13 protein-coding genes are annotated in these 14669 nt (G+C 66.0%); 8 read left to right on the forward strand and 5 right to left on the reverse strand.

Going from position 1 to position 14669, the window contains the following annotated elements:
• Window positions 1–22: 22 nt before the first annotated feature.
• On the reverse strand, window positions 23–361 hold the full coding sequence (locus ABUA28_RS05205; RefSeq protein WP_349902888.1) for a hypothetical protein: 339 nt from the start codon (window positions 359–361) through the stop codon (window positions 23–25).
• 148 nt (window positions 362–509) lie between these two features.
• A complete protein-coding gene (locus ABUA28_RS05210; protein WP_349902889.1) occupies window positions 510–2309 on the reverse strand; it encodes a glycoside hydrolase family 15 protein in 1800 nt (599 codons plus the stop codon).
• Window positions 2310–2338: 29 nt separating this feature from the next.
• Between ABUA28_RS05210 and ABUA28_RS05215 the strand changes: the two genes are divergently transcribed.
• Window positions 2339–3703 (forward strand): glucose-6-phosphate dehydrogenase, encoded by a 1365-nt coding sequence (locus ABUA28_RS05215; protein WP_349902890.1) that lies wholly within the window; start codon window positions 2339–2341, stop codon window positions 3701–3703.
• A 9-nt stretch (window positions 3704–3712) separates the two neighbouring features.
• Here the strand turns inward: ABUA28_RS05215 and ABUA28_RS05220 are convergent, their stop codons facing one another.
• Entirely contained in the window at window positions 3713–4771 is a 1059-nt protein-coding gene (locus ABUA28_RS05220; RefSeq protein WP_349902891.1) for an App1 family protein, read from the reverse strand.
• 187 nt (window positions 4772–4958) lie between these two features.
• On the opposite strand from ABUA28_RS05220, the gene ABUA28_RS05225 reads away from it, so the two are divergent.
• The 5 genes from ABUA28_RS05225 (at window position 4959) to ABUA28_RS05245 (ending at window position 8972) form a co-directional block, all read left to right on the forward strand.
• Window positions 4959–5600 (forward strand): TetR/AcrR family transcriptional regulator, encoded by a 642-nt coding sequence (locus ABUA28_RS05225; protein WP_349902892.1) that lies wholly within the window; start codon window positions 4959–4961, stop codon window positions 5598–5600.
• A gap of 183 nt (window positions 5601–5783) precedes the next feature.
• Window positions 5784–6614 carry an ABC transporter ATP-binding protein gene (locus tag ABUA28_RS05230; RefSeq protein WP_349902893.1) on the forward strand — a complete coding sequence of 277 codons (831 nt, stop codon included), beginning with the start codon at window positions 5784–5786 and terminating at the stop codon, window positions 6612–6614.
• Window positions 6611–7300: an ABC transporter permease gene (locus tag ABUA28_RS05235; RefSeq protein WP_349902894.1), complete on the forward strand. Its 690-nt coding sequence runs from the start codon at window positions 6611–6613 to the stop codon at window positions 7298–7300. The genes ABUA28_RS05230 and ABUA28_RS05235 overlap by 4 nt, the downstream gene beginning before the upstream one ends.
• Window positions 7228–8016 carry an ABC transporter permease gene (locus ABUA28_RS05240; protein WP_349902895.1) on the forward strand — a complete coding sequence of 263 codons (789 nt, stop codon included), beginning with the start codon at window positions 7228–7230 and terminating at the stop codon, window positions 8014–8016. Before ABUA28_RS05235 ends, ABUA28_RS05240 begins: the two co-directional genes overlap by 73 nt.
• Before the next feature lie 26 nt (window positions 8017–8042).
• Complete coding sequence (locus ABUA28_RS05245) at window positions 8043–8972, forward strand: ABC transporter substrate-binding protein (RefSeq protein ID WP_349902896.1); 930 nt, start codon at window positions 8043–8045, stop codon at window positions 8970–8972.
• A gap of 62 nt (window positions 8973–9034) precedes the next feature.
• Here the strand turns inward: ABUA28_RS05245 and ABUA28_RS05250 are convergent, their stop codons facing one another.
• Entirely contained in the window at window positions 9035–9706 is a 672-nt protein-coding gene (locus tag ABUA28_RS05250) for a DedA family protein (RefSeq protein ID WP_349902897.1), read from the reverse strand.
• The gene (locus ABUA28_RS05255; protein WP_349902898.1) at window positions 9703–10536 is read right to left on the reverse strand and encodes an aminotransferase class IV; all 834 of its coding nucleotides are present in this window, start codon (window positions 10534–10536) and stop codon (window positions 9703–9705) included. Before ABUA28_RS05255 ends, ABUA28_RS05250 begins: the two co-directional genes overlap by 4 nt.
• A gap of 11 nt (window positions 10537–10547) precedes the next feature.
• On the opposite strand from ABUA28_RS05255, the gene ABUA28_RS05260 reads away from it, so the two are divergent.
• Together ABUA28_RS05260 and leuS are read left to right on the forward strand one after the other, a co-directional pair.
• A complete protein-coding gene (locus ABUA28_RS05260) occupies window positions 10548–11969 on the forward strand; it encodes an anthranilate synthase component I family protein (RefSeq protein ID WP_349902899.1) in 1422 nt (473 codons plus the stop codon).
• A 167-nt stretch (window positions 11970–12136) separates the two neighbouring features.
• Window positions 12137–14662, forward strand: a complete 2526-nt coding sequence (gene leuS / locus ABUA28_RS05265; protein WP_407075423.1) for a leucine--tRNA ligase — start codon at window positions 12137–12139, stop codon at window positions 14660–14662.
• Window positions 14663–14669: the final 7 nt, after the last annotated feature.

The following is a 14669-nucleotide window of genomic DNA, read 5'->3' on the forward strand; positions in this document are numbered from 1 at the left end:
CCGCGCGGGCCTGGGGCCAGATCTACTTGGTGGGGAGTTGGATGCCGCCGAGGTCGGTGGGCACGGGCAGCACGACGACGGTTGTGCTCTGTGCCGGCGTGGTCGGAACGGGTGCGGCGGAGGCGACGGAGGCGTTGCCGAGGGCCACGCTGATGAGGAGCGCACTCAACAGGACCCCGCCCGCGGACACTGCGCTCGCGGACGCGGTCACACCGGTGAGGTGACCAGCGAGGCGCTGCCGTCTGACGTACAGCGCAATGCCGAGCAGCACGGCAGAGGCAATGACCACGGTCGCGATGATCGGCAGAATGATGACGCCAGCGGCCTGGGGGAGGGCCGCAAGCACAGCGTGCGCGGGCAAGCTGTTCCTTTCGGGTAAGGAACGTTCCTCGTCGGGTACGAAGAACTGTGCACCTTGTCCGCCTTTAGGGGGACAGACCGGGGCAACTAGAAAACTACCAGCCACCGATGGGGCGGTCAAGCATCACGCCGCCCCATTGTGGAGAACATCAGGCGCGGTGGTCGGTCTTCTCCCTGGCGCGTGCGGCGCTGATCGCGTCCGCCGCGCGCACGAGCGCGAGGTGGGAGAGCGCTTGGGGGGTATTGCCCACCTGGCGCATGCCGGCCGGGTCGTATTCCTCGCTCAGCAGCCCGACATCGTTGCAGAACGAGACCAGACGATCCATGAGCGTTGTGGCGTCGTCGACGCGTCCGCTGCGCGCGTACTGCTCGGCCAGCCAGAAGGAGCAGGCGAGGAACGGATGCTCGCCCGGCGGCAATCCGTCCACGTCGGTCTCCGTGCGGTAGCGCAGAACGAGGCCGTCCCGCAGCAGCTCCTGCTCGATCGCGGCGACCGTGCCGAGCATCCGGGGGTCGTCCGGCGTGACGTAGCCGATCTGCGAGAGCTGGAGCAGGGAGGCGTCCACGTTCGTGCTGCCGAAGTACTGCGTGTAGGTGTTGCGCTTGCGATCGAAACCCTTGAGCTCGATCTCGTCGCGTACCTGGTCGCGGATCGATTCCCAGCGCTCGACCGGTCCGTCCAACCCGAAGTCGCGCACGGCTTTCACGGCGCAGTCGAAGGCCGCCCAGATCATCGCGCGCGAGTGGGTGAAGTGTCGCAGCGTGCCGCGGATCTCCCAGATTCCGTTGTCGGCGCGCTGCCAGTTGTCTTCCACGAAGTGCATGAGCGCGCGCTGCAGCGGCCAGGAGAACTCGGTCTCCTCCAGGCCTTTCTCGCGCGCAGACTGGAGGCCGAGCATGACCTCACCGAAGACGTCTCCCTGGTACTGGCTGTATGCGTCGTTTCCGATGCGCACGGGGGAGGAGCCCTCATAGCCCGGCAGGCTGGCCTGTTCGTATTCCGTGAGGCGACGCTCTCCGCTGAGCCCGTACATGATCTGCACGTCGGCCGGATCTCCGGCGACCGCGCGCAGGAGCCAGTTGCGCCAGGCCGGCGCTTCGTCTCCGGCTCCGTGGTTGAGAAGCACGTGCAGGGTCTGCGAGGCGTCGCGCAGCCAGACATAGCGATAGTCCCAGTTGCGGCTGCCGCCGAAGTCCTCAGGGAGACTCGTCGTCGCGGCCGCCACGATTCCACCGGTGTCTTCGTGGGTGAGCGCACGCAATACGAGGAGAGAGCGGCGCACCTCTTTCTCGTAGACGGGAGACGGCGTCGATGACGACGACCAGTCACGCCACCATTTCGTGGTCCTGGCGAGTCCGGCATCGAGGTCCGGATGCCCCGGCGGCTCCCGGTGGGAGGGGTACCATGTCATCGACAAGTCGACGCTCTCGCCCGCTTTCACCGTGAAGGTCGAGGCGTGCGAATTGTCTGAGGCGTGGAGGCGCGGGCCGCGCATGATGATCGCGTCCGGTCCCGCGACGGCGATGAGCGCGTTGTCGTGCTTCTCGGGGGTCTGGCGCACCCAGGGCAGCGCCTCGGCGTATTCAAATCGCACGCGCAGTTCCTGCGCAAGTTCCACGCTCCCGGAGATTCCCTTGACGCGGCGCGCGAGGTCGGCTCGCCTGTCGCCGTAGGGCATGAAATCGGTGACCTCGACCTCGCCGGTCTTCGTCACCCATCGAGTCACGAGAACGAAGGTGTCCTCCAGGTAGTGCCTGCTGGTCTCGACGACCTCCTGGGTGGGCGCGAGCTTCCAGCGACCGTGATCCGGGTCCCCGAGAAGGGCACCGAATACCGAGGCGGAATCGAAGCGCGGCACGCACAACCAGTCGATGCTTCCGTCGTTTCCGACGAGTGCCGCTGTGTGGCAGTCCCCGATAAGTGCATAATCTTCAATCTTCAACGCCATCGTTCAAGTGTCACAGGTATTCTGCAAAGATGGCTGATCGCATAGGAACTCTCGTTATTCTCGGCGCCAGTGGCGACCTCACGAAGAGGCTTCTGCTCCCGGGGCTCGGCGAACTTCTCGACAGCGGAAAGGGAGGAGAGCTCGAGCTCCTCGGTGTCGGCCAGGGCGCGCTGACGGACGAGGGGTGGCGCGAGCGGGTGTCCGCCTCCTTCGCGAGCGGGAAGGTCACCGGCGCCAGGTCGAGTGCTGTCGCCCACTCGACCCGTTACCTGCAGGCGGACGTGACGAAGCCGGATGACCTGCGCCGCGTCCTCGCGGCCTGTCACGGCACCCCTGCGCTCTACTTCGCCCTCCCGCCCCGGGTGACCATCGCGGCCTGTTCCGCGCTCTCCTCCGTCGACCTGCCCGAGGGTACGGTGTTCGGCTTAGAGAAGCCGTTCGGCACGGATCTCGAGAGCGCGCAGGCGCTCAATCGGCAGCTTCTCACGCTCGTGCCGGAGCAGGACATCCACAGGATCGATCACTTTCTCGGCAAGGCGACCGTGCTCAACCTCCTGGGCCTGCGCTTCGCCAACCGCGTGTTCGAGCAGATGTGGAACGCCGACAACATCGAGCGGGTCGAGATCGTCTTCGATGAACAGCTCGCGCTCGAGGGCAGGGCGGGCTACTACGACAGGGCGGGCGCCCTCATCGACATGATCCAGAGTCACCTGCTGCTCGTGCTCGCGCTCGTGGCGATGGAACCACCGTCGAGCATCGACGCTGATGACCTCCGCGGCTCGATTGCACAGCTCCTTCGGGCGACGGAGGCCTGGGGCGGAGACCCCACCGGGGCGAGTCGCAGGGCACGGTACACAGCCGGAACGATCGGGGAGCGCTCCATCCCTGCGTATGTCGATGAGAAGGGGGTCGATACGAAGCGGGAGACCGAGACCCTCGTGGAGCTCACGCTCGCCGTGCAGAACTGGCGTTGGGCGGGCGTGCCGTTCGTATTGCGCTCCGGCAAGGCCCTCGCTCGCAGTCGCCAGGAGATCGTCGTGACCTTCAAGGATGTTCCTCACCTGCCGACCGGGCTCAGCGGAAAGCTCGCGCCTGCGCAGTTGCGCATTTCGCTCAGCCCGGCAGGGGTCAGCCTTGACCTCAACATCAACGGTGAGCGCGATCCGTTCACTCTCGAGCGGGTCAGCGTCGACGCGGAATTCGCCCCTGGTGCGTACATGCCGTACGGCGAGATCCTCGCGGGCATCCTCTCGGCCGACCCCACACTGTCAGTGCGCGATGATGCCGTCGAGCAGTGCTGGAGGATCGTCACGCCCATTCTCGAGGCGTGGAAGGCGGGCGCCGTACCGCTGGAGAACTATCCGGCAGGCTCTGAGGGTCCGACGTCGTGGTGAGCGCGGGGCCTAGTTCGAACTGAAGATTCCCGCCTCGCTCAGCCTTTCGGCCAGGCCCGCCCCATCCGGCGCATAGATCCAGCGAATGCCATGCCGCACTCCTCCGTGCTCGTCGGGCCTGCTGCGGCCGCCGGCGAGCACAGCCTCCCCGCCGGAGAGCTGCCGGATCGCGACGGTGTCGACGTTCGTCTTCTTGTCGTTCGCGAAGTCTTCGTAGAGCTGTTCGTCGTGCTGGCCGTCGTCACCGATCAGGAGCCACTTGATCTGCGGGAACTCCTCCGCGAGCCGTGTGAGGCTCTGCACCTTGTGCTCGCGCCCACTGCGGAACCAGCGGTCGTGCGTCGGCCCCCAGTCGGTCAGGAGGAGCGGCCCAGGGGGGAAGAGGTTGCGCGAGAGGAAACGGGTCAGCGTCGGGGCGACGTTCCATGCACCCGTCGAGAGGTAGACGATCGGCGCGCCGGGATGCGCGTTGAGCAGTCGTTCGTAGAGAACGCCCATGCCGGGGACCGGGCGTCTCGCGTGCTCATCGAGCACGAAGGTGTTCCAGGCCGCGAGCAACGGACGGGGGAGCGCCGTGACCATGACGGTGTCGTCGACGTCCGAGATGACTCCGAACTTCACGGTCGGATCGACGATGAAGACCGGTGCTTCAACGGGGGTCGATCCCTCTGTGCTCAACGCGATGGTGTGCCACCCCGGGGTGAGCGTGCAATCGAGCACGTCGTCGACGACACCACCGCGATCGGTCTGCACGGTCTGCTCTACGCCGTCGATCGAAATGGTGACGGCGACTCCGTTCACGGGCACGCTCGTGAAGCTGCGCCATCCGCGGATCTTCTTATATCTCGTGTCGTCTTCGGCGCCGGGTTTCGCGAGCAGGACGCGGCAGAGCACCCTGACCCAGCCCGGCGCGCCGTATCCGGTGTACGGGATCACGACGGGGGTGAGTCCGCGCTTCCGCGCCCGTTTCTCCCTGAACTCGTGAAATGAGTCTTCGATTCGGGCCGCCAAATGCATCGCGTTCGTGGTCTCGGCGTCGCCGATGGACGCTTTTCGGGACCTGACCATGCACAGAGTCTTTCACGACTGTCGGAATGCACGGTCACCCCGAGCGATCCGAACCTTGACGTTTTCGGGTGTTTTGCTGAGAAACCGCGAAGAAGCGGAGATTTTTCATGTGTTCTGGCCCAAGAACTGACGCCCCCGTTGCGGGGGCACGATAGAATTATTCATCAGTCGATTAGGGGAGACGCGAATGGTCGCACACCAGGTGGGAGATGCGGTGCCTGCGGGCGCCGCATTGCTCAGGAACGAGCCCGTCCAGGCAAGGAGTACGGCGCGCCTTTCTGCGCTTCTCAATGCCGCTGCCGCCGTCGTGGACGAGATCGGCTACGAGCGTCTGACCACTGCGATGGTTGCCGAAAAGGCCGGAGCATCCATCGGCACGGTTTATCGGTATTTTCCCGATCGCATCGCCGTGTTGCAGAGTCTGAGTGCTCGGAATCTCACCGAGTTCTCTTCCCGTGGACTCGCTGGCGCAGCGAATGCCACGGAGTGGAGTTCGGTGTTCGGTGCCGTGGTGGACGCGATTGCGGGCTTTTTCAGAAGCGAGCCCGGCTTCAAGTCCCTGCGGTTCGGTGATGTTCTCGATGTGCGACCGCGTGCGGACGCGGCGACCGGTATTGGAACGGTGGCCGGGCAGGTCTCCGCCCTTCTGGTCGAGCGTGGCGGGCTTGACGACGGCGCCGATCTGCGGTTCCGCGTCGAGACCGCTCTGGAACTGGCCGACTCCCTCCTTGCGCGTGCCTTCGCGTTCAAGGCAGAGGGGGAGCGCAAGTTCATCACGGAGGCGCGCAAGGTCGCGCTCGACTATCTCGCCGGGTACTACACGCGCTGACCGCGTGCCCGCGGGCGGGCTTGTCTGATAATCGCCCGTCAGTGATCTCCGCAATCTGGGAATGACGGCGGCTCGGAATAGTGTTGTAACCGAAGCCAACGCGCCGAGCGGTGGTGTGGGTGCGTTCTCGCGTACTCATCTGGCAAGTGTCGATTCGTGCCCCCGACGAGGAATGAGCCATTCATGATCGAGTTCCGCGACGTCACCAAGCGCTTCCCAGACGGCACTGTCGCGGTCGATGGCTTCAGCCTCGTTATCCCGTCGAGGGAGACCACCGTGTTCGTGGGGTCTTCCGGCTCGGGCAAGACGACGCTGCTGCGGATGATCAACCGCATGGTCGAACTGACCTCCGGATCGATCGAGATCGACGGGGAAGACACCTCGGCGCTGCGGCCTGTCGCGCTTCGGCGTCGCATCGGCTACGTCATGCAGAACTCCGGCCTTCTGCCGCACTTCACGGTCATCGACAACGTCGCGACCGTGCCTGTGCTGAACGGCGTGCGGCGCCGGGACGCCCGGGCGGCGGCTCTCACGCTCCTCGACACCGTCGGGCTCGACCGCTCGCTGGCGGATCGTTATCCGAGCCAGCTCTCGGGCGGGCAGCAGCAGCGAGTCGGAGTGGCACGCGGACTCGCGGCCGACCCCAACATCCTGCTCATGGACGAGCCGTTCGGCGCCGTCGACCCGATCGTGCGTGCCGAGTTGCAGCAGGAACTCATTCGCCTGCAGCGGGAACTCGACAAGACTGTCGTCTTCGTCACCCACGACATCGATGAGGCCTTCCTGCTCGGCGACCAGGTGGTCATCCTCCAGGAGGGTGGCAAGATCGCGCAACTCGGCTCTCCGACCGAGATCATCTCGAATCCGGTCAACGAGTTCGTGGCGGACTTCATCGGTGCGGAGCGGGGTAGACGTGCACTGAGCGTCAAGAAGACGGAACGCGGAGAGATTGTCGTCGACGGCGAGGGCCGCGCGGCCGGTGTGCTCGTGGAACGGGACGGCGGCGGCCGGTGACCTGGATACTCAGCAACCTCCCGTTGATCGGACAGTTGACGCTGAGCCACCTCGCGACCGCGCTCCCGGCGATCGTGCTGAGCCTCGTGTTGTCCATTCCCATCGGCTGGGCGGCCAACCGGTTCCGCCCTAGCCGTGGATTCGTGCTTGCGGTGTTCGCGCTCCTCTACGCGATACCGTCTCTTCCCCTGTTCCTTGTGCTTCCGTTGTTCATCGGGACGAGCATCCGTGACAGCGTCAACGTCACCATCAGCCTCACGATCTACGGCATCGCACTCATGGCCAGGTCGACGGCGGATGGCCTGGCTGCGGTGGATGCGGATGTCGACCAGTCGGCGACAGCACTCGGGTTCTCGCCGTGGTCGCGCTTCTGGCGGGTGGAACTCCCGTTGGCCGGCCCCGTGCTGCTCGCCGGGATCCGAGTGGTCTCGGTGAGCACGATCAGTCTCACGACGGTGGGTGCCGTACTCGGTATCGGCAGTCTGGGCCTGCTGTTCACCGACGGATTCCAGCGCAACATCCCGGAGGAGATCCTGACCGGTATCGTCCTGACGATCGCGATTGCCCTCGTCGTCGACTTCCTTCTCGTGCAGCTTGGTCGGCTTCTCATGCCGTGGACGCGCGTGAAACCCGGCAACAGCCCGAGCCTGCGTGGCGCATCCGCACGGCGGGCGGTGGCCGCATGAACTATCTCGCGCAGGCCATCGCCTGGATCTTCGACCCGAGCAACTACGGCGCATACGACGGCATTGGCGTGCGCACGCTGCAGCACCTCGGCATCAGCGTCGGTGTCGTGGTGGTCGCGGCAGTGATCGCGATACCGCTCGGGTACCTCGTCGGTCACACCGGTCGCGGCCGATCGCTCGCCGTTGCCGTGTCCGGTGGCATCCGCGCGCTTCCCACCCTCGGTCTGCTCATCATCATCGCCCTCGGGGTCGGCATCGGCCTGGACGCCCCGTTCATCGCTCTCGTGGTGCTCGCGATCCCCTCCATCCTGGCTGGCGCGTACTCCGGATTCGAGGCGATCGATCGCAGCACCGTCGACGCCGCGAGGGCGGTCGGGATGACCGAGTGGCAGCTCGTCGGACGGGTCGAGATTCCGCTCGGCCTGCCCCTGCTCATCGGCGGCCTGCGCCTCGCGATGCTCCAGGTCATCGCGACGGCGACCCTCGCGGACTACGTGGGAGGCGGAGGCCTCGGCCTGTACCTGTTCCGCGGACTCAAGACCAATGACTACCCACAGATGCTCGCCGGGTCGATCCTCGTCATCCTGATGGCGATCGCCTCCGAGATCGTCTTCTCCGTCCTGCAACGTGTCGTCGTCCCCGCCGGGGTCGTCGCCGGGCAGGCCCAAGACCAACGCGTGAAGTCAACCGGACTTCGTGCGGTACCGGGTTCATAGCCCACTTATCAAGAAGGAATGTGATCATGTTCACAGCAGGAAAAGGCCGACTCGCCGCCATTGGCGCTGTCGTGGTTGGGGCAGCATTGGCCCTTTCAGGGTGCGCCTCGAGTAATCCTCTGACCACGGGGGACAGCGGAGCGAGCTCGAAGACCACGCTCATCGTCGGCTCGCAGCAGTACTACTCGAACGAGATCGTCGCGGAGATCTACTCCCAGGCGCTCGAGGCGAACGGCTTCACGGTCGATCGCCAGTTCAACATCGGACAGCGTGAGGTCTACCTGCCCGAGATCGAGGCGGGCAAGATCGATGTGTTCCCTGAGTACATCGGAAGCCTCCTTCAGGCCCTCGACAAGAGCGCGAAGGGTGGAACGGCAGACGAGGTCTACTCCGCGCTGACCGCGAAGCTGCCAGACGGCCTGCGGGTGCTCGACAAGGCCGCTGCCGCGGACCAGAACTCCTGGACCGTGACGAAGGCCTTCGCGGACAAGTACCACCTGACCGATGTCGCCTCACTCAAGAACGTCACGGAGCCGATCATCGTCGGCGGAAACTCCGAACTGGAGACCCGCCCGTACGGACCCGCGGCGCTCAAAGCGAAGTACGGAATCACGACGGCCGGGTTCAAGGCCGTTGAAGACAGCGGTGGGCCGCTCACGGTGAAGGCACTCGTCGACAACGAGATCCAGATCGCCAACATCTACACGGCGGACCCCAACATCAAGTCGAACGATCTCGTGGCGCTTGCCGACCCCGACGGGCTGTTCTTCCCGGACAACCTGGCACCGGTGGTGTCGAAGAAGGTCGACTCGAAGGCCGCTGACGTGCTCAACAAGGTGCAGGCGAAGTTGTCGCAGGACGACCTCGTCAGCATGAACGCCGAGAGCGTCAACGACAAGAAGTCCGCTGCGGTCATCGCGAAGGCGTGGCTTGCGAAGGTGGGCATCGTCAAGTAGCCGCAGGAACGACCCAGTAGTAAGGCGGGGACGGATGCCACGGCATCCGTCCCCGCACTGCGTCAGCTGTCGATGGTGTTCGCGTCTCCATCGCCCGGGTGCCTCATGTGCCTGGCCTCGCGTCGTTCGAGGATCTTCTTCACGAGCACCACCACGAGCAGGAACACGACGACGATCGCCACGAAGATATAGCCGGCGAAGTGCAGTCGTGCCGCGAGGTGGCGGTATGACCCAGCGGCGGCCCAGCCCACCGAGACATAGGCGAGGGCCCAGATCACGCAGGCCGGCGCCGTCCAGGCGATGAACTTGCGGTAGCGCATGGTGCTCATGCCCACCGTGACGGGGATGAGCGAGTGCAGGATCGGCAGGAATCGCGAGATGAAGACCGCGATGCCTCCGCGTCGATCGAGGTAGTTCTCGGCGCGAACCCAGTGGTTTTCACCGATTCGCTGCCCGAGCCGCGAGGCCCGGATCTTCGGGCCGAAGTAGTGGCCGAGCGCGAAGCCGATGCTTTCGCCGCCGAGTGCACCGACGACCGCGGTGAGGAGCAGCGCAACGTACTGGATCCAGTCTGTCGTGCCGGTCGCCGCCACGAGAACAATGGTGTCGCCAGGGACGATGAGCCCGATCAGAATCGAGGTCTCGCAGAAGATGCCGATGCCGGCGAGAAGGATCCGCAGCACGGGGTCGACCTGGTGCATCACGCTGAGGACCCAGCCCAGGGCGTCGTTCACAGGCTGCCCCGCTCGCTCTGCAATGGCTGGCGGAGATTGTTGAGCAGACTCTGCCACTTGCGCAGCCTGCCGGGCTGTTCCGCCATCGACGGCCCGTCGACCCACGACGTGACGATGCGGATGCCGTGCAGCGCGTTCACGGCCCAGAGTTCGACGCCGTCCAGCTCGGCCGGGGTGACCGCTTCGTGGTAGATGTCCGTGCCGAGCACCGTCGCCAGTGCCAGGATGCTCTTCGCCGTGACGCTGTCGATGCGCTCGAACTCCTCCGCGGGTGCGCACAGGATCTCACCGCGCCACCACAGCAGCGCGGTGTGTGCGCCTTCCACGACGAAGCCGAGGGGCGAGAGCAGCACAGCGTCGTCCGCTCCTCGCTGCTGGACTTCTGTGCGCAGCCGCAGCATCGCGGCCAGATCCGGCCCCTTGATGGTTGGCGCCGTTCTCGGGTCCTCGCCCCCGGCCGTGGCGAGCACGACCGAGTCGCTGCGGGCCGGCGCGTCGCGCAGCCGAAAGAGGTACCGGGATGAGCCGTCGAGAGACCGCAGCTCGATCCTCGGGAACCAGCTGCCGTCGCTGGGGATCATGGCGATCGCCGCTTCCCAGGCCTCTTCTGCCGGTGCCTGGTCGAATCCGCGAGCCGCGACGGAGGCGAGGAATCGGGTCCTGTGCAGTTCGAGCGCGAGCGCGCTCCCGTCCGAGACGAGCCAGGAATCGGCGACCTCGAGCTGCTGCTCCGTCGTGTCGCAGTAGTCGAGCAGCTCGAAACGGCCGCGCTCCCACCGGTAGACGGCTGACGTCGCCGGTGCGGGACTGCCCGAAACTCCTACGCTCATAGAGTTAGGGTATGCGCCACAGGGTCATTCGACATCAGTTGGAACCCTGGTGCGACCCCGATCTGGTGTTCCGGGTGCTGTACGGGCAAAGCGATCGCGCGTTCTGGCTGGACTCCGGCATTGGCGCGCAGGCGGGTTTCAGCTATCTCGGCGAGGGCGCTCGTCTGGTGACCGGCGATTCCCGCGGCGGAGTCCTCACGGATACCGAGCAAGCGGCACCGAGCCATTCAGACATCTTCGAGTTTCTCGCGGAGCAGCAGGCCGAGGGGGTCGACGAGCCTGCAGGCGCTGGTGGTGAATTCCGGCTGGGCTGGGTCGGCTGGTTCGGGTATGAGCTGCGCTCGGTGACTATGGGCACACGCGCATCCCGTCACTCCCGCTATCCGGATGCCGCCTGGATGGAGGTTGTGCGCGCGATCGAGTTCGACCACGCCTCGCGCACGGTCACGCTTGTGGCGCTGGCGGCCGGTGCCCGGAGAGCCGATTCCGACGGTGAGTGGGCGGACGAGAACGCTCGCTGGCGCGATGAGGTCGTCGCGACGCTGACCCGACTGGAGTCGCGGCACGAGGACGCCGGTGCGGGCGGACGGGGCGCGATGGATGCCGCCCCGGAGCCGCGCTGGACACATCCAGACAACGAATACCTGGCGATGATCCGCGAGTGCCAGCGCGCGATTGCGGACGGCGACGCCTACCAGCTGTGCCTGACCACGGGGGTGGAGGTGGACATCCGCCCGGACCCGCTCGCCTGTTACCTGGCGCTGCGCGCCCGGAGCCCCAGCCATCACGGCGGTCTGCTGAGGGTGGGGGAGTATTCCCTGCTGAGCGCGTCGCCGGAGGTGTTCCTCACGGTGTCTGCTTCGGGCGAGGTGGAGTCCAGGCCGATCAAGGGCACACGCCCGCGCGGCAGCGGTGCGGACGACGATGCCGCGCTGCGCGCTGAGCTGCTCTCGAGCGACAAGGAGCGCGCGGAGAACCTCATGATCGTCGATCTCATGCGCAACGACATCGCTCGGGTGAGCGAGGTGGGTTCTGTCACGGTTCCGAGCCTGCTCGCCGTGGAGAGTTACGCGCAGGTGCACCAGCTCGTCAGCACAGTGCGGGGGCAGCTGCGAAGCGACCTTCGACCGATGGATGCGGTGGTCGCCTGCTTCCCGGCCGGGTCGATGACGGGGGCGCCGAAATCGAGTGCCACAGCCATCCTCGACCGGCTCGAGGGGGCTCCGCGCGGCGTGTACGCGGGGGCCTTCGGCTATCTGGGGCTGGACGGACGCGTCGAACTGGCCATGGTCATCCGCAGCATCATGCTCGACCAGGATGGCGCAACCGTCGGCACGGGAGGAGGGGTCACTACCCTCTCCGTACCGGAGGAGGAACTCGCCGAGGCCAGGCTCAAGGCGGCGGCCCTGCTCAGCGTGCTGGGCGTGCGGTAGCTGACCGCGAGCTCGGGCCGGTAATCTGGAACTCTGGGCCGTGCCTCGCGCATCTGACGGGCACACGATCAAAGGCGATCCGGCTTTTATCCCCGATGAATTGAGAGTCCCCTTTGGTTTACGAGCACGACAGAGCCGATCACGGTGAACAGAGCCACGAATACGACATCGCCCGCCTGCAGGAGAAGTGGCTCGCGCGCTGGGACGAGCTGAAGCCGTTCAGCACGAGCGACCCCGACGACAAGCGTCCGCGCAAGTACATCCTGGATATGTTCCCGTACCCCTCCGGCGACCTGCACATGGGACACGCCGAGGCGTTCGCGCTCGGCGACATCGTGGCGCGATACTGGCGCCAGCAGGGGTTCCGGGTGATGCATCCGATCGGCTGGGATTCCTTCGGGCTCCCGGCGGAGAACGCCGCGATCAAGCGCGGCGTCGACCCGCGCGAGTGGACGTATTCCAACATCGAGCAGCAGAAGCAGAGCATGCGGCGCTATGCCGCGTCGTTCGACTGGGATCGCGAGCTCCACACGAGCGACCCCGAGTACTACAAGTGGAACCAGTGGTTGTTCCTCAAGCTGTACGAGAAGGGTCTCGCCTACCGCAAGGACAGCTGGGTCAACTGGGACCCGGTGGACCAGACCGTGCTCGCGAACGAGCAGGTGCTGCCGGACGGCACCTCGGATCGCTCGGGCGCGATCGTGGTCAAGAAGAAGCTCACGCAGTGGTACTTCAAGATCACCGACTACGCGGACAGGCTGCTCGACGACCTCAATCAGCTCGAGGGCTCGTGGCCCGCCAAGGTGCTCAGCATGCAGCGCAACTGGATCGGGCGGTCCACTGGGGCGGATGTCGACTTCGTCATCGAGGGCGGCATCGGCGCCGGCTTCGACGGTAAGGTCACGGTGTTCACGACGAGGCCGGACACGCTCTACGGCGCAACCTTCATGGTCGTGGCCCCGGAGTCCGAGCTCGCCGCGGAGCTTGTCTCTGCGGCGACGCCCGAGGTGCAGAAGGACTTCGCCGACTACCTCGTGCAGGTGCAGAAGAAGACCGAGATCGAGCGCCAGGACGCGAGCCGTGAGAAGACCGGCGTGCCGCTCGGGCGCTTCGCCATCAACCCGATCAACGGTGAGCGCATTCCCATCTGGGCCGCGGACTACGTGCTCGCGGACTACGGCCACGGCGCCGTCATGGCCGTGCCAGCGCACGACCAGCGCGACCTCGACTTCGCTCGCAGGTTCGATCTTCCGGTGCGGGTCGTCCTCGACACCAACGCCCCGGTGACCGGCGCGATCCCCGTGATCCCCGAGGGCGAGGTCCCTGACGAGCTGCCGCCGCTCGACCCGGCATCCACCGGTATTGCCCTGGCGGGCGAGGGTCGGATGATCAACTCCGGTTCGCTCGACGGGCTCAGCAAGAGCAACGCCATCCGCCGGATCATCGAACAGCTCGAGGCCGCAGGCACCGGCCGCGCCGCGAAGACCTACCGGCTTCGCGACTGGCTGATCTCTCGCCAGCGCTTCTGGGGCACGCCCATCCCGATCATCCACGGGGAGAACGGCGAGCTCATTCCCGTGCCGGAGGACCAGCTTCCGGTGCGACTGCCGTCGACGGAGGGCCTCGACCTCAAGCCGAAGGGGACGTCCCCGCTCGGCGCTGCGGACGAGTGGGTGAACGTCCCGAATCCGATCGATGGCAGTCCGGCCAGGCGTGACCCCGACACGATGGACACATTCGTCGACAGTTCCTGGTACTTCCTGCGCTTCCTCGACCCGAACGATGACACCAGGGCGTTCGATCCGGCAGAGGCAGACCGCTGGGCGCCCGTCGACCAATATGTCGGCGGCGTCGAGCACGCCATCCTGCACCTGCTCTACGCGAGGTTCATCACGAAGGTGCTCTACGACCTCGGGTACGTGGGTTTCACGGAGCCGTTCAGCGCGCTGCTCAACCAGGGCATGGTGCTCTCCGGCGGCTCGAAGATGTCGAAGAGCAAGGGCGGCGTCAACCTCGGAGACGAGATCGACGCCCACGGTGTCGATGCGATCAGGCTCACGATGGCCTTCGCCGGCCCGCCGGAGGATGACATCAACTGGGAGGACGTGTCACCCGCCGGCGCCGCGAAATTCCTGGCACGCGCCTGGCGACTCGCGGATGACGTGACGAGCAGCAAGGACATCGAGTGGAAGTCGGGTGATATCGGCCTGCGCCGCGCGACCCACCACTTCCTCGCCGAAGTACCCGCCCTCGTCGAGGCGTTCAAGTTCAACGTCGTGGTCGCGCGGATCATGGAGCTCGTGAGCGCCACCCGCAAGGTCATCGACGGCGGTGCGGGAGGTGGCGACGGCGCGGTGCGCGAGGCGACCGAGACGGTCGCGCTCGCCCTGAGCCTCTTTGCCCCGTATACCGCTGAGGAGATGTGGGAGAAGCTGGGATATCCGCCCTCTGTCGCGCTCTACGGCTGGCGTAAGGCAGATCCGACCCTTCTCGTGCAGAGTTCGGTCACCGCGGTCGTACAGGTGGACGGCAAGGTGCGGGATCGTCTCGAGGTGTCGCCCACGGTCGACCCGACCGAGCTCGAACGCGTGGCGCGGGCGCTCCCGGCCGTCGTGCGATCTGTCGGCGAGCGCGAGATCGTCTCCGTGGTCGTGCGCGCCCCGCGCCTGGTGAACATCGTCACGAAGCACTGACGGACCC

Origin of the sequence: Parafrigoribacterium humi, assembly GCF_040227205.1 — a bacterium.
In the GTDB taxonomy this organism is placed as follows: Bacteria; Actinomycetota; Actinomycetes; order Actinomycetales; family Microbacteriaceae; genus Parafrigoribacterium_A; species Parafrigoribacterium_A humi.